This window comes from Pseudoalteromonas sp. T1lg88 (assembly GCF_002964765.1).
Lineage (GTDB): Bacteria > Pseudomonadota > Gammaproteobacteria > Enterobacterales > Alteromonadaceae > Pseudoalteromonas.
This window is the reverse complement of sequence record NZ_PQCF01000006.1, coordinates 120,708-141,631: the sequence shown is the minus strand read 5'-3', so window position 1 is coordinate 141,631 and position 20,924 is coordinate 120,708. Positions and strand designations below refer to the sequence as shown.

The 20,924-nt window shown below is 51.6% G+C and carries 17 protein-coding genes and 1 pseudogene; 11 read left to right on the top strand and 7 right to left on the bottom strand.

From position 1 onward, the window contains the following. Positions 1 to 115: 115 nt before the first annotated feature. Together C2M34_RS02355 and C2M34_RS02350 are read right to left on the bottom strand one after the other, a co-directional pair. A complete protein-coding gene (locus tag C2M34_RS02355) occupies positions 116 to 2,629 on the bottom strand; it encodes a hypothetical protein (RefSeq protein ID WP_105257964.1) in 2,514 nt (837 codons plus the stop codon). Positions 2,630 to 2,792: 163 nt separating this feature from the next. Then, a complete protein-coding gene (locus C2M34_RS02350; protein WP_105188328.1) occupies positions 2,793 to 3,347 on the bottom strand; it encodes a hypothetical protein in 555 nt (184 codons plus the stop codon). A gap of 244 nt (positions 3,348 to 3,591) precedes the next feature. Here C2M34_RS02350 and murI point away from each other — a divergent pair, with 244 nt between their 5' ends. The 4 genes from murI to C2M34_RS02330 all read left to right on the top strand — a co-directional run bounded on the left by murI (position 3,592) and on the right by C2M34_RS02330 (position 8,015). After that, positions 3,592 to 4,428, top strand: a complete 837-nt coding sequence (gene murI, locus C2M34_RS02345) for a glutamate racemase (protein ID WP_105257963.1) — start codon at positions 3,592 to 3,594, stop codon at positions 4,426 to 4,428. Between the two features lie 198 nt (positions 4,429 to 4,626). Beyond that, a complete protein-coding gene (pdsO, locus tag C2M34_RS02340; RefSeq protein WP_105257962.1) occupies positions 4,627 to 5,343 on the top strand; it encodes a sortase-associated OmpA-like protein PdsO in 717 nt (238 codons plus the stop codon). 25 nt (positions 5,344 to 5,368) lie between these two features. Beyond that, positions 5,369 to 7,405 carry a marine proteobacterial sortase target protein gene (locus C2M34_RS02335; RefSeq protein WP_105257961.1) on the top strand — a complete coding sequence of 679 codons (2,037 nt, stop codon included), beginning with the start codon at positions 5,369 to 5,371 and terminating at the stop codon, positions 7,403 to 7,405. Further along, positions 7,398 to 8,015: a class GN sortase gene (locus C2M34_RS02330; protein WP_105188324.1), complete on the top strand. Its 618-nt coding sequence runs from the start codon at positions 7,398 to 7,400 to the stop codon at positions 8,013 to 8,015. The genes C2M34_RS02335 and C2M34_RS02330 overlap by 8 nt, the downstream gene beginning before the upstream one ends. On the opposite strand, the gene C2M34_RS02325 is transcribed toward C2M34_RS02330, so the two are convergent. Then, the gene (locus C2M34_RS02325) at positions 7,919 to 8,863 is read right to left on the bottom strand and encodes a DMT family transporter (RefSeq protein ID WP_105188323.1); all 945 of its coding nucleotides are present in this window, start codon (positions 8,861 to 8,863) and stop codon (positions 7,919 to 7,921) included. The two genes, C2M34_RS02330 and C2M34_RS02325, sit on opposite strands and share 97 nt — an antisense overlap. 134 nt (positions 8,864 to 8,997) lie before the next feature. Here C2M34_RS02325 and proB point away from each other — a divergent pair, with 134 nt between their 5' ends. From proB to C2M34_RS02305, 4 genes and pseudogenes are all read left to right on the top strand, one after another. After that, positions 8,998 to 10,089 (top strand): glutamate 5-kinase, encoded by a 1,092-nt coding sequence (gene proB / locus C2M34_RS02320; RefSeq protein WP_442792671.1) that lies wholly within the window; start codon positions 8,998 to 9,000, stop codon positions 10,087 to 10,089. 133 nt (positions 10,090 to 10,222) lie between these two features. After that, positions 10,223 to 10,582, top strand: a complete 360-nt coding sequence (locus C2M34_RS02315; protein ID WP_105188322.1) for a glutaredoxin family protein — start codon at positions 10,223 to 10,225, stop codon at positions 10,580 to 10,582. Between the two features lie 142 nt (positions 10,583 to 10,724). Continuing rightward, positions 10,725 to 12,216: pseudogene (gene gltX / locus C2M34_RS02310) on the top strand (glutamate--tRNA ligase). Positions 12,217 to 12,360: 144 nt separating this feature from the next. After that, complete coding sequence (locus tag C2M34_RS02305) at positions 12,361 to 13,062, top strand: DUF3581 family protein (protein ID WP_105257960.1); 702 nt, start codon at positions 12,361 to 12,363, stop codon at positions 13,060 to 13,062. 334 nt (positions 13,063 to 13,396) lie between these two features. On the opposite strand, the gene C2M34_RS02300 is transcribed toward C2M34_RS02305, so the two are convergent. After that, positions 13,397 to 13,945 carry a DUF1415 domain-containing protein gene (locus C2M34_RS02300; RefSeq protein ID WP_105199546.1) on the bottom strand — a complete coding sequence of 183 codons (549 nt, stop codon included), beginning with the start codon at positions 13,943 to 13,945 and terminating at the stop codon, positions 13,397 to 13,399. After that, a complete protein-coding gene (waaA, locus tag C2M34_RS02295) occupies positions 13,938 to 15,212 on the bottom strand; it encodes a lipid IV(A) 3-deoxy-D-manno-octulosonic acid transferase (protein WP_267894341.1) in 1,275 nt (424 codons plus the stop codon). The genes C2M34_RS02300 and waaA overlap by 8 nt, the downstream gene beginning before the upstream one ends. A gap of 134 nt (positions 15,213 to 15,346) precedes the next feature. Here waaA and C2M34_RS02290 point away from each other — a divergent pair, with 134 nt between their 5' ends. Beyond that, entirely contained in the window at positions 15,347 to 16,774 is a 1,428-nt protein-coding gene (locus tag C2M34_RS02290) for a capsule assembly Wzi family protein (RefSeq protein WP_105257958.1), read from the top strand. Between the two features lie 22 nt (positions 16,775 to 16,796). On the opposite strand, the gene C2M34_RS02285 is transcribed toward C2M34_RS02290, so the two are convergent. Then, positions 16,797 to 17,882: a glycosyltransferase family 9 protein gene (locus tag C2M34_RS02285; protein ID WP_105199549.1), complete on the bottom strand. Its 1,086-nt coding sequence runs from the start codon at positions 17,880 to 17,882 to the stop codon at positions 16,797 to 16,799. Between the two features lie 238 nt (positions 17,883 to 18,120). Between C2M34_RS02285 and C2M34_RS02280 the strand changes: the two genes are divergently transcribed. Both C2M34_RS02280 and hldE read left to right on the top strand, forming a co-directional pair. After that, entirely contained in the window at positions 18,121 to 18,705 is a 585-nt protein-coding gene (locus tag C2M34_RS02280; RefSeq protein ID WP_105199550.1) for a D-sedoheptulose-7-phosphate isomerase, read from the top strand. A 2-nt stretch (positions 18,706 to 18,707) separates the two neighbouring features. Further along, the gene (gene hldE / locus C2M34_RS02275) at positions 18,708 to 20,147 is read left to right on the top strand and encodes a bifunctional D-glycero-beta-D-manno-heptose-7-phosphate kinase/D-glycero-beta-D-manno-heptose 1-phosphate adenylyltransferase HldE (protein ID WP_105199551.1); all 1,440 of its coding nucleotides are present in this window, start codon (positions 18,708 to 18,710) and stop codon (positions 20,145 to 20,147) included. Between the two features lie 29 nt (positions 20,148 to 20,176). Here the strand turns inward: hldE and C2M34_RS02270 are convergent, their stop codons facing one another. After that, entirely contained in the window at positions 20,177 to 20,899 is a 723-nt protein-coding gene (locus tag C2M34_RS02270; protein ID WP_105199760.1) for a 3-deoxy-D-manno-octulosonic acid kinase, read from the bottom strand. Positions 20,900 to 20,924 lie beyond the last annotated feature (25 nt).

The following is a 20,924-nucleotide window of genomic DNA, read 5'->3' as shown; positions in this document are numbered from 1 at the left end:
ATTTGGAGAATTTTCAAATGCTTCATTAAAAGCCCCGCCATTTTGTTTTTAGGAATCCCGCTTCTGACAGTTTAAATGACTCATTTGTGAGTTTGCGCAAAATACATATTGATACTTATTTATTTGACTTCACTTGATAAAAAGGAGAGTTACCGTACATAGCAGTATATTTGCTATTTAGATTATCATAGTGAATATCGCTTGTATGTTGGGCGTGCCTCTTGCAGCAGCTCCCACATTCGTTACATTTATAGCGCCCAAATTCACAACTCTCGCTTAGGTCACGGCTATCAATGAGATTGTGGCACTTATGACCTAAACAATGGTTAATATAGTAACCTTTGTTATGCTCTGGGCAATTTGGCGTATTACATCTAAATACCGTAACGCGATATGCTGCGTTAACAGGCATAGTAACAACATGGCCAGTTGACGGGTCTATTGTTGTAAGTTCAGTCCTAGCATAGTCTAAATCAGGTATCATTAAATACCCGCAGGAACGGCAGTTTAGCCGCGAGTAAAGCTCTTTAAGTCGGTTGATAAAGCCAGCTAGTTTTATTGCAAAGTCTTGTTTGCATGGGCCACTTTCAGCATTCTGACTGATCCCATATAGAGCAAGCCAATCAAATACTGAATATTCTGAGTAGTGCTTTGCCAAGTTAGGAATAACCTGTGGGTCTTTGCACTTTTTAGAGCGACACAAGAAAATACTTTCTGGTTCTTCATTGTCTTTGATTGGCGGTGTCCAAATAAAAGCTTCACAAGACAAGCGAATGTTTGGAAAGTAATGAGCTAAAGTTTCACACTGTGGGAATAAGTTATATAAGGATTTATCTTCAATATCAAAGTGTTGTCCTACCAAACCATTCCACAGACGAGAGTTTAAAACTTTACTAATGGTTTCTGGCGAGTTGTGACCGTTAAGTAGTGGAATCAGTTGTGACAGAAACCAACACTCATTATCACGGTTAAGTAATGCGTCTGAAGTTATATCTTGGATAAAACTCATATCCCGATTGTAAATCTTGGCTTTCACTTTTTCTTTCTGGTGCGCAATGTATAGCGGTTTTATAACTGGATGCTGATAGAAAGATGAGCTATTGGTAAAGCATTCGGTATATATATCCCGCAAATATGGCAGGGTTTTAACGGGCCTCTTTTCAATGACATCTGAGACAAAATCAGACACTTCAGAAAGTCGTTTTTCTATATGCTTTCGCTGCAATATATTTTTGAATATGAGTGTAAGTATCGCGCTGATATCTAGGATCGGCAATAGCAGCTCCAATAAGACATCTCGCTCTTCTTCTGCGCATACCTCATCGAGATACAAGATTACACAATGGATATTTTTTTCATAGAATTGCTGCTTTGTGTTTTCATCAGTTAAGGTTAAAAGCGGCAGAGTAGTATGTACTTCACTTGGGGTTAGATTTACGTCTCTCAACTTCTTCAGGCAATGTTGAGGTAAGTCTCTTTTGCATTTATGGTCCGGAACCACATAACGCATACCTTCTAAGCAAGTCTGTAGAGAATAATTATTGGTATATTTCTCCAGAAGTTCCCAACCGCTAGTCTGTTGGCTTATTGTGAGCAGGGTATTGATATTAAATGGAGAAAACTGTCCTAATGTTGCAGCAATTAAAAGCTGCTCTTCCTTGCCAGCTGCCTCAAGCGCTTTTCTGACCAGTCCGTGCTCTACGATGAGTTTTGCTACCCATGCTTCACTAGAGATTCTTAAGTTGTTGGCCTCAATCTTTTCCAAAAGAAACTTATCAATTACGGGCGTTGGTAATAGCCTGCTCGAGATTAAATTATTTAGTTGATCACTAAGATCTAAAAGTTTTAGGTAATGTACTACAACGTTATCAGGGACCTGAGCCGATATCAACAGACGCGCAAGTTCTGGCATCTCACCACATACTTCCTGAACTTTGGAAAGTATTGAACAAAAATCATCGTAATCAAGTGTTGAAAAAATAGCAGAGGCAATGTGGCTAGATTCTTGTAAATACTCAATGGCTCTATGTGCGAAAGCAGTTCTTTTATATTTACTGCTATGTCTTTGCCACCATTGAAATATGTACTCATAATTCTGGCTTATATAGCTATCTGGAATATCATGTACAGAGCAGTTGCAATTCTCTAGATCATCTAAGGTACGCTGCTTCATCACATTTAAAAAATGCTGCTCGTGGAGTTGACTTTTACTGATCACCTTAAGCAACTTGGCTAGGGTAATATCTTGCATAGCGAGCGATTTCGCTAATGATAGGCTCTGTTCAAAACTAAATACTTCAGTGAGCATTTCACCAAAGCTAGTCAGTAAGTTTGATGAAGCTTGTACAGAATCGAAAAGAGGAAGCGCTCGCTCAAAAAATTCCTCGGGGCTATCTGTCAGCAAGACAACGTTTTTCGCTCGAGCTCGTTTTTGCTTGTCAGTTGTAATATTTAGAACAACGATGTCACCTTCACTCAACAGTCCATGTTTTACAGCTTGCTTGTGAACAAAGATGCCATTTTTAACCGGAGTATCGATAAACCCAAAGGGGTTGTTTTTCCCCGTTTTTTTGTTAGTACCGCCGAACCAATCGACAACTCCAATGTAATCAAGTCCTTCTTCATACATAGTGTTTAAGCTCTTTAATTTCTTGGGAATATTTACTTCTCATAACACCTTCTATCTTACTTCAATTTTAAAATAAAAGATGCCTAGTAGTTCAGGGAAAGATCAAACATGAATAAAAAAGGGTGACCTAAGCGTCACCCTTTTTTAATTCAATCCTAGTAACTTACGCCGCCTGGGTGATCCTACCGTTTTGGCACAGCGGATGTTGGCGCACATAGTCGAGGATGCGCTGCTCCATGGTGGTAAAGCAGGGGCCGCCATAGTAGACGATGGTTTCGTGATGGGTGCTGCTGTGGCAATTGCGTTTGCCGCTGTGGGCCAGCAGGGTTTCTACTTCGGCGAGCACATCGTTGATATCGTGTTGCTCGTAAATGGTCTCGGGCAGGGTGAGGTTATCGAAATGCAGGGCCAGCACCTCATGATTGCCGATGGCAAATTCGTCGCGGTCAATAAACAGCTTGGAGCCCTTGGGCAAACCGATCCCCTCCAGAGTGTCGATAATGGCGCGCTTGGCCTGGTCGATATCGCCGCTGACCAAGACGTCAAGCTCACAATACTCGATTTGGTTTTCTGCATTTAGCTGGGTGCCGGCACCCGTGACTTCCCCTAATTGCAGTCGCTGCAATACCTCATCCAATGGGTCTTCATAGGTGTCGCCGCGGTCTATGGGCTGACACTTATCATTAATACGAACCGTGATATATACATCCTTACTCATTGGGGACTCTCCCTGATGCGGTGTTTGATTATGAAAGTGGAATGCGTATTACTCTTTGAATTTACGCGCAGTAAGCATTAATTTTTAGCAGCTATTGGCATTTAGGCAAGGTTATACCGAAGGTTCTGCCGAAGGCGTGCGAGAGGAAAGGGGGCGATGCCGTGATTGGACTTGGCTTTGACCGTCAAAGGCCCTAAAATTTGCCACCCAAAGGTTTACCCTCCAGATAATGCGTAACTCGTCCATGAATAAGCAAGCGATAGGTATTTTTGACTCAGGCGTCGGCGGCCTTGCCGTGGCCCAGGCGGTGCATCAGTTGCTGCCGAGCGAAGACCTGCTTTATATCGCCGACTCCGGCTTTATGCCCTATGGCAGTAAAACGCAGGACGAAATACGCGGGCGCTGCCATGCCATAGTCGATTATATGGCGACCCAGGGCGCCAAGGCGGTGGTGGTGGCCTGTAATACCGCCACCATGGCGGCCATTGGCTCACTACGCGCGCATTATTCCTTACCTATAGTTGGCGTCGAACCCGGCGTGAAACCCGCATTGCAGCAAAGTAAAAGTGGCGTTATTGGCGTGCTGGCCACCCCCAGTACCATAGCGTCGCAGAGCTTTCAGCGCCTGTGCCGGCAACAGGCCGAAGACCTGGGGCGCATTGTTTTTCAACCTTGTCCCGAATTGGCGGCGACCATAGAAGCCCTGCATCTCGACGGTGATCACACGGAGGCACTATTGCGCCGTTATTGTGAGCCTCTACTGAGCCAGGGGGTGGATGTGCTGGTCTTGGGCTGCACTCATTACGCCTTTATTGCCCCCTTGCTAAGACGCATTCTGCCCTCGGGCGTTAGCCTTATCACCACCGAGCAGGCGGTGGCCTTGCAATTACAGCGCCGTTTAGCGCCAAGCTATCAGTTAGGAACGCAGTTAGGAACGCAGCCCAGCGCAACGCCGGGTCGAGTACGTTTGCTCACCAGTGGTGACAGTCAGCGCTTTAGCGCCCAGTTACAGGTGCTGTGGCCGAGTGTCGAAAACCCTGTAATTACCCCCTTGCACTTATCCTGCGCTGAGCTCGGTTAGCCCTCTTTAACTCCTTGTTTTAAAGCCTGTTAAGTTGGCGGTCAGGCTTGCCACTTTGTTGCCATAATTGCCCTCTGTTTTTCCATTTTTGCGCCCCTTTGTTGCCACTGTGCCTTGTTTTAATAACTACCAAGCAAGGCGAGGAAGCAACCACTTCTGTTCTTGCCCCAACCCATTAAGAATTGAAGGATGACGACGATGAAAAAACACATTTTAGTAACTGCATTAGTATCAACTTTGGTAGCGGCGCCAGCGATGGCAAAAGAGCAAACAGAGCTGGCCACCGAGACCGCCTGGGGTCTGGGCGCCGGTGCCACGGTAGGGGCCATTGTTGGCGGTCCTATCGGTGCCTTTGCCGGAGCCTTTATCGGCGGCATTATCGGCGAAAAGGAAGCGGCGCACAGCACTATCCAATCACAGCAAGTGCAGCTCAGCCAATACCAGGACACGGAGCAACAGTTGCACAGTACCCTGGAACAAAACCGCTCGCTGACGGCGCAAATCAACGCCCTGGAAGATGAGCAAAATCGTTTAGAGCAAGCTCGTATCGACAACCTCCTGGCCATGACGGTGCAGTTTCGCTCCGGCTCGGCGCACATCGAACCCCACTTTGCCGAGCAGCTGGATCACCTGGCGCAGATCCTTAAGCGCAAGCCGGACTTAAACCTTAACCTTAATGGCTATGCCGATGTGCAAGGGGATGAGCAAGCGAATCTAGACCTGTCTCAGCGCCGTGCCGATGCGGTGCAGCAGTACCTGGTAAAGCAAGGCGTGGCCGCCACTCAGCTGTTCGCCGAAGGGCGAGGTGAGCAGAAAATTGTCGCCAATGGTAACGAATATGAAACGAACTTCTTTGATCGTCGCGTAACCTTGACGGCCCGCGGTGCGCAGCAAAACCGCATGGCGAAAAACTAAGCCACCGCAACCCGAGGACCAAATTATGTTGAGTTGTCCTAACAAAGTGCTCACAGCCCTCGCCGTGAGCCTTTTATCCCTAGTTTTCTTTACCTCCGCCAATGCCAGTGCCTTCTCCGATGGCCAGGCGCAACTGCAATTTAGCGATGCCCGGGGTTTGGATGTGGCGCCTGGCGTCCTTTTGAGTACCCGAGCGTCCATGCAGATCACCGGGCTGATCAACCAGGTGCAGGTGACTCAGGTGTTTGTGAACCGCCACCCCTTTGCGGTCAACGCTCAGTACCTGTTTCCACTGCCAAGCGAAAGCGCGGTGCATGCCATGACCATGAAGGTCGGCGAGCGCACCATAGTGGGTAAAATTGCCGAGCAGCAGCAGGCCGAGCGTCAATATCGCGCCGCCCAGCGTGCCGGTAAACGGGCGGCCTTGGTAAAGCAGCAGCGCGCCAATATGTTTTCCTCGCGGGTTGCCAATCTTGGCCCCGGAGAGCGGGTGGAAATCACCCTGAGTTATCAGGAAATGATCCGTTTTCGCGATGCCGAGCTCAGCGTGCGTCTGCCGATGACCTTTACACCGCGCTATCATCCTCGTAGTTATGCCGTGGAAGAATTACGAGCCACTGCAAACGCCACCAATAATGGCGCGCAGGGCTGGCTGGCGCCTAAATTTGTTGAGCAACTGGCACAGCAGCAGGACTTTATCGACAGTTCGCGTGAGCCCTTACTGCAATTGGATATAGAGATAGATTTTGGTTTGCAGCTGGAGCAGATCCGCACGCCTCACTACCAGGCTCAGGTGAGTAATCTGGATTTTGGCCGTTACCGGGTGCAATTACGTGACGATGCCATGAATCGCGATTTTGTGCTGCGTGCCAAGGTGTCGCCGAGTCAGCAGGCGCAGGCGGCCTTCTTTCGACAAACGGCGCAAAGCGGCGACTATGGACTGCTGATGCTGTTGCCGCCAAGCGACCAGTTTAGCGCCCAGCAGCGCCTGGCCCGAGAGCTTATCTTTGTGATCGACAGCTCCGGCTCCATGCACGGCAGCTCCATGGATGCGGCCAAGCAGGCTCTTTTCTATGCACTTGATAACCTGGATGAAAACGACAGTTTTAACATTATCGACTTTGACAGCAGTGCGCGCTTATTCCGCCCTCAGGCGGTGGCGGCCAATGCCTTTAACCGCGCCGATGCCGAGCGCTTTGTCTATCAATTACAGGCCGATGGCGGTACGGAAATGGCGCAGGCGCTGGACTTGGCCCTCGATGGCAAAACGCATCCCAATTATGTGCGTCAGGTGGTGTTTTTAACCGACGGCAGCGTCGGCAACGAGCAAGCCCTGTTTGATTTGGTGCAGAGGCAACTTGGTGATAACCGGCTGTTTACCGTGGGCATAGGCAGTGCCCCCAATGGCTACTTTATGCGTCGTGCCGCCCATGTTGGCCGCGGCAGCTATACCTTTATCAGCGATGGCAACGAGGTGAAAACCCAGATGCAGGACCTGTTTGAACGCCTGCAAAACCCGGCGCTGCGCGATGTACGCCTAAGCGCGGCGCGCGCCAAGGAATTGTCCTATTGGCCGCAGCCCTTGCCGGATCTCTACTTTGGTGAGCCGCTGATGGTGGCGATCAAACTGGCACCGCAGCAACAGGATATGTATATCGACGCCAACACCCAGCATGGACCGTTGCGCTTAACCATGCCCATGCACGAGACCGGTCAAACCTATCCGCACAGCGAAGCCATTGCCCGCTTGTGGGCGCGTCAGCAAATTGCCTCGCTCTTGCTTTATAACCCGGCCGAAGCGGTACGCCCACAGGTGCTGGATTTGGCCCTGAAACATCAGTTGCTAAGTCCCTTTACCGCCTTTATTGCCGTTGAAGAGGTGGCCACATCGACCGTGGCACAGCATAAGGAGCAGGTGGCCAATAACGTCGCCAGCGGCCAGCGGGTGCAACGCTTTGCGCAAACCGACGGGCAATCCCTGTGGCACTTATTATTGGGCGCACTCTTGATGTTAAGCACGGCCGCTTGGTTGAGACGAGAGCGGAGACAGGCTCATGGCTAAGGGAAAGCGAGTAGCGGCCCGGGCAAGTTATTGGCGCTACGGCGCCATTGCCCTGTTTGCGTTGGGGGCAAGCTTTTTTGCTCAGGGCGCTTATATGCAGAGCAAGGCCTGGTTGGCGCAATGGTTGATTGAGCGGGCCTGGCAGCAAAGCCTGGCAGCGCCCGGAGCCAATATTCCGCCCTGGTATTATGCCGACACCCATGTGGTGGCCAAATTGAGCGTGCCCCACTTGGCGCTACAGCGTTTTGTGCTGGCCGGCAGCAGCGGCCGTAATCTCGCGTTTGCACCAACTCATGATGAGGCCTTTGGGCCGCTTGGAGGTGAGGGCGCCAGTGTGATTGCCGCCCATAACGACACTCACTTCGCGTTTTTACGCCATGTGCAGGTGGGCGATGAATTAAGCCTGACGCTGCGCGATGGTCGCACCCTGAGTTATCGCATCGACAGCAAACAGGTGGTGCATCAAAGCGATACTCAGGCCGCCGCAGCCAGCGGCCTGCATCTGGTGACCTGTTATCCCTTTAACTCGCCGGTAGCCGGGACCGAGTTGCGTTTGCTGGTGTCGGCCTCGCTGATATCCTCTTCGTCGAGGTCGACCACCAATGCCTGATGGCGCTGGCTTATCATCACCCCGACAAAAACCACGGCGATGCTGAGCCATTGCCACAGGGTCAGGATCTCGCTCAGCACTATGGCCGACAGCAGCAGGGTGAAGATGGGGATAAGGTTTGAGTAGGCCGCCGCTGTCAGCACGGATACCTTGCTGATGGCATAGTTATACATGCCGTAGCCGCCCAGGGTAACAAAGGTGCCCAGGTAAAGAATATGGGCAAAGGCCACCGGGTCGTGTTGCTGCGGCATTTCCACAAAGAGTAAAAAGGGCGCAAAGAAAAGCGAGCCGGCCAGACCCTGCAAGGCAATAAGCGTAAGCGGCGCATAGCGGCTGCACAGGCGTTTTACGCTCACGGTGTAAAAGGCGGCGCAGACCATGGCCAGGAATTCCAAGGTGTTGCCTAGTAAGGGGTTGGGCGCTTGCTCCGAGCTTGGCGAGACCAGGGTCAGCAGCACACTGCCGCCGATACACAGGGTAAAGCCGACGATAATGGCGCGGCTAATGTGCTCTTTGAGCATAAAAAAGGCCAAGAATGCGACGATCAGCGGTAAACAGGAGACTATCACCCCAGCCTGAGACGCCGAGGTGTATTCCATGGCGTGGCCTTCGAATAAAAAGTATAAACAGGGCTCGGCCAGACTCATGCCCAGCAGGTATTTCCAGTCACCACTTTGGTATTCAAAGCGTTTTACAAAACGCCATAAGCACAGGCACACCGCCAGGGTGGTGAGCATGCGCAAAAAAATCACCACAGTAGGGTCATAGACTCCCACCGCATACTTTAAAGAGATAAAAGAGCTTCCCCATAAAAAGGTGGCAATGATCAGGCAAAGGCTCGCTGGCATAAGAGATAACTAGTGTGGTGAAAATGTGCGGCGATGCTAGCACAGTTGAATTAATTTAACTTGTTTAATCGCCCAAGCTTGGGGTAAAAATGAACTTCTTTTAACTATCAACAGGGCTAAACACGGTGCAAACCATAGTGATCAAATTAGGCACCAGTGTGCTTACCAATAACGGCCAGGGACTGGACAGGGCGCATATGGTGGAGTTAGTGCGCCAATGCGTGCAGCTGCAAAAGGCCGGCAACCGTATCGTGCTGGTATCCAGCGGCGCCGTGGCCGCAGGGCGTGAATTACTGGGGCGCAGCGCCGGTAATGAAACATTGGCACAAAAGCAGATGCTGGCGGCCATAGGCCAGAGCCAGCTGGTTCACACCTGGCAAACCCTGTTTGCTCTTTATAATGTGCCGGTGGGGCAGTTGCTGTTAACCCGCGCCGATCTCGATGATCGCGAACGCTATCTCAATGCCCGCGATACCCTGATGGCACTGCTTAAAGAAGGGGCGGTGCCCATTATCAATGAAAACGATGCGGTGGCGACGGCGCAGATCAAGGTGGGCGATAACGACAACCTATCGGCCCGCGTGGCGGTGTTGGCGGATGCGGATAAACTGCTACTGTTGACCGATCAGCCCGGGCTTTTTAGCGCCGATCCGCGCACCAACCCGGATGCCGAGCTTATCCCGGAAATTCGTCATATCGATGACTCCATTAAGGCCTTGGCCGGCGGCAGTGGCACGGCGGTGGGCACCGGCGGCATGGCTACGAAAATCGAGGCGGCGAGCATTGCCCGCCATGCCGGGGTCGATGTGATCATCAGTGCCGGTCATGGCGAGGATGTGATCAGCAACTGTTTAACCCAGCAGCTGGGCACCCGCTTTGTCAGCCTGACGGCACCCAAAGACACCCGCAAACGTTGGCTGTTGGCCGGCCCCATCAGCAAGGCAGCCATTTATGTGGATGATGGTGCGGCGAAGGCGCTCAGACAACAAGGCGCCAGTTTGCTGATCGTCGGCATTGCCCGTTTTGCCGGCGAGTTTAGCCGTGGCGATCTGGTGCAGGTATTCGACAGTCAGGGCTGCAGTGTGGGTAAGGGCGTGGCCCGTTATCACAGTGAGGAGTTGCAGCAGCTGCTGGCGAACCCGGAGCAGTCTAAGGCGCAGGTGTTGGGCTATGACAATGGCGCTATGCTGATCCATCGCGATGACTTTGTCAGCTTTCGGGATTAGCTCTTAGCGACAGCTTACAGCAGCCGTTTTCGGTAATAACTTTCGACAGGAGCCAGGGGTGTGCACTTCCCTTGGCGCAATTTTAACCGCGTGATACACTCGCGCCTTTGATTTTGTCGTGATGAGAGTTGTTATGAAAGTCATTCGCTGGTTGTTAGGCCGCATTATTTTATTCTTTAATTTTATCTTTACCCCGCGCAGCAAAAAGCGCGACCCGCAAGCGCAGCAACAGCTGGATACGCAGACCGCCAACATGGCACTGTATCAATTCCATGCCTGTCCGTTTTGCGTAAAGGTGCGCCGCTCTATTAAGCGCAACGGTCTGAACATTGAAACCCGCGATGCCAAAGGCGACAACGCCTACCGTCAGGAGCTGGCGGAGCAGGGTGGCAAGGTGAAAGTGCCTTGTTTGCGCATTGAAGAAGACGGTCAGGTGCAGTGGATGTACGAATCTTCGGATATCGTCGCCTATCTGGATAAAATTGCCGCTTAACCTTAAGATTCCAGATTTCCCCTGGGTGCTGAAATTTCTCGCACTCAGGTGCCCTGTCGCGGCGTTTTCCTCTACGAAATTACCCGCCATTGTGCTAGCATTTGCAGCAAATTTTTAGTTGCTAATTGAAAGAGACGCTAGCATGACCCAGAGCACGACTGTTCGTACCCGTGTAGCCCCGTCACCGACCGGTGATCCGCACCTAGGCACTGCCTATATCGCCCTATTTAACTATTGTTTTGCCAAGCAGCAAGGCGGTGAGTTTGTTTTTACGTATCGAAGATACGGATCAGGTGCGCAGTACGCCGGAGTCGGAACAAGCCATTATGGACAGCCTGCAGTGGTTAGGTCTGCAGTGGGATCATGGTCCGGATGTGGGCGGCGAGTTCGGCCCCTATCGTCAGTCTGAGCGCTCTGATCTATATAAAAAATATGCGCACCAGTTGGTTGAAGAGGGCAAGGCGTTTTACTGTTTCGCCACCGCCGAAGAGCTGGACGAAATGCGTGAGCAGCAAATGGCCGAGGGCCTGCGCCCTAAATACGATGGCCGTGGCTTGTTGCTAAGCGACGACGAAGTGAAGGCAAACCTGGAAGCGGGCAAACCCTACGTTATCCGTATGAAAATCCCTGCCGAAGGCAGCTTTAAATTTAACGACTACCTGCGCGGTGAGATTGAGATCCCATGGGAAAACGTTGATATGCAGGTGCTGTTGAAGCAAGACGGTTTCCCGACTTACTTCCTAGCCAATGTGGTGGACGACCACCATATGCAGATCAGCCACATCTTCCGTGGTGAAGAGTGGATCAACTCGGCGCCAAAACTGCTTAAGCTATACGAAGACTTCGGCTGGCAAGCGCCGGTACTGGGTCACCTGCCGTTACTGCGTAACCCGGATAAGTCTAAGCTGTCCAAGCGTAAGAACCCGACCTCTATCAACTACTACAAAGAAATGGGCTTCTTGCCGGAAGCGGTGCTGAACTACCTGGGCCGCATGGGCTGGTCGATGCCGGACGAGCGTGAAAAGTTCACCCTGGCGGAGATGATCGAGCACTTCGATATGAAGCGCGTTTCTTTGGGCGGCCCGGTATTCGATATCGAGAAGCTGAAATGGCTGAACGGCACCTGGTTGCGTGAAGACTTCAGCGACGAGCAATTAATTCAGCGCTTCGTTGATTGGAAATACAATGGCGACATGCTGCGCCGCATTTTGCCTGAAGCGAAAGCCCGTATCGATACGCTTTCTGATCTGGTTGACCTGGCCGGACACTTTGTTGCCGGTATGCCGCACTATGATCCGGCGCTGTTAACCGACGGCAAGGTAGAGGAAGGTGTGGTGCGTCAGGCATTGCAATTCTTTATCTGGGAGTTGGAAACGCTGCGCCATTGGGAAAAACCAGAAATCTTCGCTATTGCTAAAAAGGTTGCTACCTTCCACGAGCTGAAGATTAAAGACTTCCTAGAGCCTATTTTCGTGGCAATTACCGGCAAGAAGTCGTCAACTTCCGTGCTAGATGCCATGGAGATCCTGGGCTCGGATATGTCCCGTGCTCGCCTTCGTTTGGCTTTAGAGCACCTTGGTGTGTCGAAAAAGCAGGCGAAAGCGCTGGAAAAAGCCTACCGCGACTTTAACTAAGCCGAAAACTAATAAAAAAGGCTGCCTTGCTCCGCAAAGCGGCCTTTTTTGTGCCTTTTTAAAGGAAAAAGCAACAGATACGACCTCTCAGTGCGTAAATTTTGTTACACTGCCGCAGTTTTTTTGTACTCAAGTAGAGCAGCTATGTTAGAGCAGTATTATCAAGATCTTGGCACCCACGTGTGTATTACCCGTGAACAGGGCAGTCGTTTTGCCAAAGCCGTGGCCGATGATTTCAATCCACTTCATGACGTTGAAGCGAAAAAATTCTGTGTGCCAGGAGATCTGCTGTTTTCAGTGGTGCTTGATAAGTACGGAATTAATGAGCAGATGCGCTTCACCTTCGCCAACATGGTGGATGAAGGCGTTAAACTGGGCATGCCAGAGGGCAGCGCCCAGTTCGATATTAAAGACGGCGACAAATGCTATTTGAGCGTGGCTCGTGAAGGCGCTAACAGTGCCTGTAAGACCCTGACCAACGCGCTGATCAAGAACTATGTGGAATTCTCGGGTAAGGCCTTCCCACACGTGGTGATCCCGCTGATGGGTAAGCAAGGAGTAATGATTAACCCGGCGCGCCCGATGATCATCTATGAGTCCATGAGCATTCATATGGACACCCTTGATGCTCACGCTCCCGAGCTGCGCGAAGGAGAGCACGAGTTCAGCTATGAAGGCAAGCGCGGCAAGATCATCCTGCGCTTTGACCTGATTGAAAATGGCGCAGTAATTGGCCGTGGTGAGAAGCACATGCTGGTCTCGGGTATTCGCGAATACTGTCAGGATACCGTGGATGAGTTGATCCGTGGATATAACGAGAAGAAGGCAGCGCTGAAACCAGCGTGATGCGGGTCGGGGCGCCGACAGGGCGCTTTTGGTTCGTCGAGACGCCGACTAATGCGTTGTTAAAGGGCTGATGTTTATTCATCGGCCTTTTTTGTTTTTTTGGGGCGCCAACAAGCGCTTTTTTGTAGGTCGGTGCTTTGCGCCAACCGCCCCTTGGAACCCCAAGGCGCCCGTGATTCGCTAGTGCTTACGAACTCAGCGTTTTGTTAAACGCTCCGCTTAGTCATTGAGGCGATTTAACAGCACATCCCTGTACTGATAAATCTAGCTCGGCATCGCGACAAGATCTAAATTTGAAAACAGGTGTCGGCGCGAAGCACCGACCTACAAAATCTTACCGCACAGATTTGTGCCCACACTTCTCAAGTAGCGCTTGCCAAAAGTCCGCGCCTTTGCGGCGCGCCAAACGCATATTGTGCTCGGGGATGCTCTCTGGTTCGTCATAGTTGGCCAGGGCCTGTTCCATGCTTTCTTCGCGGATAATATGCAAGCAGGGAGCGGGGGCGCGGTTGGTGTAATTGGCGGCGTCGTCCTCATCGGCATCGGCGAACACATACTCGGGGTGAAAGTGGGCGAGTTGATAGGTGCCTTCAAAGCCCTGGGCGACTAACAGCGCATTGGCTAAATCGATCAAATCTAAGAACTGGTCGAAGTCGCTAAAGCCCTGGGTAAAGCATACCAAGGTGGTTTCTATTTCGGGGTGATTATCCAGCTCTCGGCATTGCTCTAAGGTGTCGAGCACCGCCTCTTCGAGCTCGGTGGCCTCGCTTAGATAATAGCGAATGGCGTTATTTTCCACTTCCTGGCGGGCAAAGGGGCAGAAGTTGTATTTGACTATGACCGAGCTCACCCATTGGCGCATGGCCGCTTCACATTTATGCATTGATTTGCTCCTCGATTAGCGCCAGGGTTTTATTAATAGCGCCCTGATTTTGCTGTACCACTTTAAGGCCACTGGCACCCATGTCGGCACGTTTTTGCGGCTCGCTAAACAGGCTGTTTAGGGTGTCGACCAGGTTGTGCTCATCAACCCAGAGGGCGCCGCCTTGGTCAATCAAGGCCGGATACACATGGTCAAAATTGAAGGTATGTTGGCCGCTAAGCACAGGTATGCCATGGGCACAGGCCTCGAGCGGGTTGTGGCCACCGCGCTCAATCAGGCTGCCGCCAATAAAGGCGACATCGGCGGCGCCGTAGAGCATGCCGAGCTCACCTAGGGTGTCGGCCAGCAGTACGGCTTGACCTTGATGTTCATCCTGGCTGCGACGGGAAAAGCTTATGCCTTGAGCACTGAGTTGCTCGGCGACCTTGTCGAATTGTTCCGGATGCCGTGGGGCGATAATCAGTAAGGCATCGGGGTAACTTTTTCTCACTTGCTCATGGGCAAAAAGTAACAACTCCGGCTCGCCCGGGTGCGTAGAGCCTGCTATCCAGATTGGCGCCTGTCCCAGGCTGGCCTTAAGCTGTTTGGCCTGCTCTGCTTGTTGTTCGCTGACGCCGATATCGAACTTGATTGAACCGGTAGTCTCAAGCTTATCTTTATCCAAACCTAGGTTGATAAAGCGTTCGCCATCGGCCTGATGGTGGCAGGCAAGCCTGTCTAGATCGCTCAAAATACTGCGCGTGAGCGGGGCAACCCGGGCATAGCCCTTGGCCGATTTGGCCGAGAGTCGGGCGTTGATAATCAGGGTGTTGAGTCCGTTTCGTTTTGCCTGATGCAACATATTTGGCCACAGCTCGGTTTCAATCACCGCCAGCAGGCGCGCCCCGGAGCGGCGAATAAAGCGGCGCTGTGACAGGGGTAAATCAAAGGGCAGGTAACAGACCTGCACTCGGGCGGCGGCAATATCTTTGGCCAGCAATTGGTTTATTTGCTCGCGTCCGGTTGGCGTGTTGGTGGTCAGCACCAAGCGGTATTGATGTTTGTCGGCAAGCAACGCCTTGATTAATGGCAATGTGGCCAGTACTTCGCCCACCGAGGCGCAATGCAAGATGATGTCGCCGCTGGCGTCGGTAAAGCCAAAGCGTTCGCTAAAGTCTTGCCTGTAGCCCGGGTTTTTACGCCCGCGTAATACATACAGATAAAAGCAGGCCAAGGGCATAAGAATTAGCAGGGTAAGGGAATATAAAAAGCGCGCAAACAAAAGAATAACTGGCCTGAAATTGCAAAGCCTTAGTGTAACCCGAGTTCTCCCCAGTGCCAAAACTTTACAATTTAACAGCTGAGTAATGGCCATGAATTTGATAGTATTTTCGCCATTATTTTAAGGCGCTAGGAAATCGCATGAAAGGACATAAGTTCGCCACCTCTGTGGCTGGTGCAGCTCTGCTATTGGCATTCAGTGGTGCGGCCGCGGCCAAACCTACGGCATATTTGCCAATCGGCTACGACGTAAATTTAGAGCAGCAATTGGATCGCATGTTTGTGCAAACCACAGGCACGCCCATGAGTAAGCCGTATCGCTTTAGCGATATAGATAAGGCCTTAGCCCAGCTAAAAGAGCAAAACCCGGCTCTATTTAGTTCCATCAATGCCAAGCTTATCCGTTATCGCGGCGAAGACAATATCACCCGTGCCGGTGTGACCTTGCGTTACGAGCACGACCAGACCACGCCTTTGGCCAATCAAAGGGGTTTAACCACGGACGAGTGGGGCCAGGTGATGTTCGAGGGCATTTGGCGCCCGAACGATATGATGTTGATGCAAGTGGGCCTAGAGTTCCGCGCCGAAGCGGGCGACCTGGTGCCCTATAACACCTTTGTGGCCATTGCAGGTGAAGATCTGCAGCTTAATATTGGTTACAAGGAGCATTGGTTCTCACCATTTAAAACCAGTGCCCAGATGATCTCGACCAATGCCAAGGCCTCGCCTTCTATTTCCTTGGGCATGGTGGCGCCAGCACATAACTGGTGGAACTTTGACTTTGAACTCTTTTACACCGAGCTGGACGAGGTCAAAGAAGGTATTCGCTATCAGGGCGAGTGGCACGATGGTAAGCCGCGTGTCGCCGGTACCCACATCAGTCTTGAGCCGGTAAGCGGTTGGAAGCTGGGCTTTAACCGTATTATGCAATTCGGTGGTGGCCCTCGTGAGGTGGACTTTGGCGATGTGCTTGATGCCTTTTTCGACCCTGCAGGCAGCGATAACAGCTACAGCGAAGAAGAAAGGGAAACTGAGCTGGGCGACCAATTGGCCTCGGTAACCTCGACCTTCTATTTCGATTGGGGCATGCCCACGGAAATCTACTTTGAGTACGGTGGCGAAGATACAGAGGGCGGCAGCAACTTTAGCCTGGGTAATCAGGTCACCTCCTTTGGAGCCTACCTGCCTCAGTTAACCTCGGATGTGGCCCTGCGTTACGAGTACAACAAGTGGAAATCATCTTGGTATACCAACCACCTGTATAAGTTTGGTAACACCAATGATGGCTTTGTGTTCGGTCATTATGCCGGCGACCGACGTATCTTTGGTGACGGTGTGCCCGCCGAAGTGCATGCTCTGGTGCTGGACTATCAGCAGGATATGGACTCCTTATGGCAGCTTAAGCTGACCCTGCAGGATAATGATTCTGCCCAGTACAGCGGTGCTCAGGAGCTGCAGTTACTTAATAGCAGTATGATTGATGGGTATCGAGTGGAAACTCAGGTGACCTATGGTAATGATGTGTTTGACGAGAGTTACGGTCACGCCTCTGTCTCCCTGTACTGGTAAAAACAGTACAGATAAGCAGACCTTAGGCCTTGGCGAGTAGCGCCAGGGCCTTATCGGTTACGGTTTGCGCGCTGATGCTGTCGACGCGCTTACCGCCCACCAAAATTTCTCCCGGCCCTAAGGGGCGCCATTGGTGTGCTTTGGCACGGATCAGCGCCAGCGCCGGCACGTTTAAGCTGGCGGCCAGGTGCATGATCGCCGTTTCCACACTGATCACCAGACGAGCTCGGCTGATCATCGCCGGCAATTCATAAAAATGCTGTTTAGCGCTAAAGGTACTGATATCGATGCCTTTAAGTTGCTCGTTGTCTTGCACTTCTTGCTGCAACTGCGCCAATTGCTCATTGGGGGCGTTGATCACAAAGCGCAATGTCGGCTGTTTTTGGTGCAAGTTGGTTATGCATTCAAACACTTGGGCCAATTGCCAATCGCGCTTTTCAGTGGTCGACAGATGATTGATAAACACGAAATTATTTAGCTCATCGCTTTGTTGCAACGCATCCAGATAAGGCTTGGGCACCTGCAGGTGTTGAAATGCCTGGTTTGGGGCGTCCATGGCAACCAGGGCGTGAAAGTGATGGCGGTAAAAATCGCTAATATGATCGAAACGGGTGCTTTTTCTGACCTTGATACCGGCATCGAGAGCAGCAATGGTCTCTTTGTGTTGCCAGCGTTGCAGGGCGCTCAGGGCGTAGGCGCCAACGGCACAGCGGTCACCGGCAATCAGGCGGGCATAATGGCAGAAACGTTCGCTGCGTGTGGTGGCGATAAAAAATACCAGATCATAATTGCGCTGCTGTGCATCTTGTATTTGCTGTTGACGCTGCTGCTCTGAGTCTGGATTGGGGTAGATATGGCCGATATGGGACTCGCTCTCTAACCATTGGCCGAGAATTTGATTGCGCCCGCCATGCCAGCTTTTTTGTTGCTCGCGGCAGTCATCAAACCAAATATCAATTTCTAAATGCGGATAGGTGGCGGCCAGCTGTTGTAAAAACACCCCTTGATAGACGTAATCACCCAGTGCCAAATGGCTCATATAGAGTATGCGCTTGGCATTTTTTAATTGGGTTGCGCCGATTAAGGGATTACTTCCGTGCTTAGTCACCTAATATTGCCTGATTTAGTTTAATGCCGGCTAATAATAACAAAGCCTAGGAGGCAATGGCAGTGCCCAATTGTGGCATTTAAGTTAACAGTTAAGCTTTATTAACTAAATTCCGCGTGTAGGCTCTGCCGAGTATGCTTGTCTATTACAGGCTGCGGCTGCCAATCTCAGACAAAAACGTGCAATTCTAAATACTCTTTGGAATAATGCCGTTAAAACTCATGAATGAGGATCGAAAATGGTCAATACCGACACCCTAGCGGCTACCTACCTGGATAGCCTTGCCCGCCATCGCGCACTTTTTGATGTTATGGATACCTATCAACAGCAAGCAACCGAATTACTGGCAGCCTGTCATCAGGCATTGCAAGCCGGTGGTAAGGTGGTTTGGTTTGGTAATGGTGGCAGCGCCGCCGATGCCCAGCATCTGGCCGCTGAATTTGTGGTGCGCTATAAAAAAGAGCGCGGCCCCTTGGCGTCGATAGCCCTGACCACGGATACCTCGATCCTCACCGCTCACTCTAACGACTATCATTTCGATACCGTTTTTGAACGTCAGGTGCAGGCTCTGTGTAAGCCAGAAGACTTGGTGATCGGCCTGACGACTTCGGGCACCAGTGCCAATATCAATCTGGCACTCAAAGCCGCCAATGAAATCGGTGCTTATACCGTGGCTTTAACCGGTCGTGACGGTGGTGAGGTAAAAAACATCGCCAAGCTGCCCATCATCATAGCCAACGATGAAACCGCCCGCATTCAAGAGGCGCATATGTTTATCGGCCACTGGCTTTGTGAAGCGCTTGATTTGCTGGTAGCGGAGTAAGCATGGATCTGGGATTACTTAAAAATCTAAATAAAGCCAAGGTGTTGGTGGTTGGCGATGTCATGCTTGACCGCTACTGGCACGGTGACTCCGGACGCATCTCACCTGAGGCGCCGGTACCTGTTGTTAAGATAAACCGCCTTGAAGACAAGGCCGGTGGTGCAGCCAACGTCGCCAAAAACATTGCCCGGCTTGATGGCCAGGTGGCCTTACTGGGTCTGATCGGTGATGACGAAAGCGGGCAAACCCTGCAGCGCATTTTGGCTCAGGAACATATCGACTCGCAGCTGGTGCAGGTAGTGGAGCTGCCGACCATAGCGAAAATGCGGGTGATCAGCCGTCATCAGCAGGTGGTGCGTCTGGATCAGGAAGAGCAATTCAATAAAGAGCATTCACAATTGTTGCTGCAACGCCTTGAGCGCGTGGTGGATGACTACGACTTTGTACTTTTCTCCGACTACAACAAGGGTTCACTGACCCTGATTGAGGCGATGATCCGCGTTGCCAAGGATGCCGGCAAAACCGTGTTGGTTGACCCTAAATCGCCACAGCTAAGCCTGTATCGTGGTGCCGATTATATCACCCCAAACCTCAATGAATTTAGGCTAGCCGGCGGTGACAGCAGCGATGAGCAGGCATTGACCGCCAGTGCCCGTGCACTTATTCGCGAGGCCGGCATAGGTGCCATGTTGTTGACCCGCTCCGAGCAGGGCATGTCGCTGATCAGCGCCACAGAAAAGCACGACTTTGCCGCCCAGGTGCGTGAGGTCAGTGATGTTACCGGTGCCGGTGATACTGTGATTGCTACCCTGACCGTGATGCTAGGTGCCGGCATGGCCCCAGCGGATGCGGTGGAGCTGGCTAATATTGCCGCCGGTATTGCGGTAAGCAAACTCGGTGCCGCTACCGTTTCGCCGGAAGAGCTCAGCCGTAAGCTGGGACAATACCTGCGCGAAAATGGCGAGCATTATCAGGCGCCTTTTGAGTCCGTGTTGCAGCATATTGAATTTGCCAAGCAAAATGGTGAGAAAATCGTTTTCACTAACGGTTGTTTCGATATTCTTCATGCCGGCCATGTGCGCTATCTGGCCCAGGCCAAGGCCATGGGCGACCGCTTGGTAGTCGGGTTAAATACCGATGATTCCATTGCCCGCTTAAAGGGTCCGGAGCGTCCTATCAATCCGCTTGAAGAGCGCGCCATGGTGCTGAGTGCGTTAGCCTCGGTGGACTGGGTGATCCCCTTCGGAAAAGTGGAAGAAAATGATACCCCGGCCAAGCTGATTGAGCAGGTGAGCCCGGATATTCTCGTTAAAGGCGGGGATTATAAGGTGGAAGAGATAGCAGGTGCCGAGCATGTACTGCGTCACGGCGGTCAGGTTGAGGTGCTGGAGTTTCTAAACGGCTGCTCAACGTCCAACGTGATCAGCAAAATCCGCACTTAATTCGCCGTTTATCCTATCAGCAGGCCCTATCAGTAGGTAAGTGCTTGCTGATAGGCTGCCATTAAACACAGCCAGTCTTTTTCCTGCCAGTGAAAGGTGCTTTGTCGACCGGCTTCCTTGGCAAAACTGCGCGCTAATCTGGCCATATTCTGCTGCTGCCATTGTTCATCTGGCTGGCGTACCTCCCCCCTATCAAAATCAATGACATACACATTATCTTCGCCATCAAAGAGAATATTATTGATATTCAAATCGGCGTGATAGACCCCGGCGTTATGGAAGCGAGCCAAGGTTTGGCCTATGCGCTCTAAGGTGTGCTCGTTTAAGGAACCGGCTTGCAGGCGCTCACACAGACTTTGTGCCCCTTCTAAGGCGCGGGTAATGATGTCGCCGCGGTAAATCAGACCGGAGCGCTTAACCAGGGCGGCAATGGGCTCAACCACGGGCAGGCCTTGCTGATACAGGTCGCACATCAGGTCAAATTCGCGGTACACCCGGGTGTTCTTTATGCCGGTATAGAGGTACTGATCCTGCAAAACCTTGCCTATCAGACCACCGCGCCAATAATGACGGAGCACGGCGCGTAAATCGCCCTCGGCAAAAAAGTAGGCGGTGGCACGTCCGGTTTTTTGTGCGTACACCTTATCCTCGGCCAACCAGTGTTCAGGAGAAAACCATAGTTCGGTGATCTCGCCAACATTGGCATTTGCGGTAAACAGGGTTTTGTTCGGGGCTAGGGGAGTCAGTTGCATAATAAACACATTGGCTGCAGGTGCT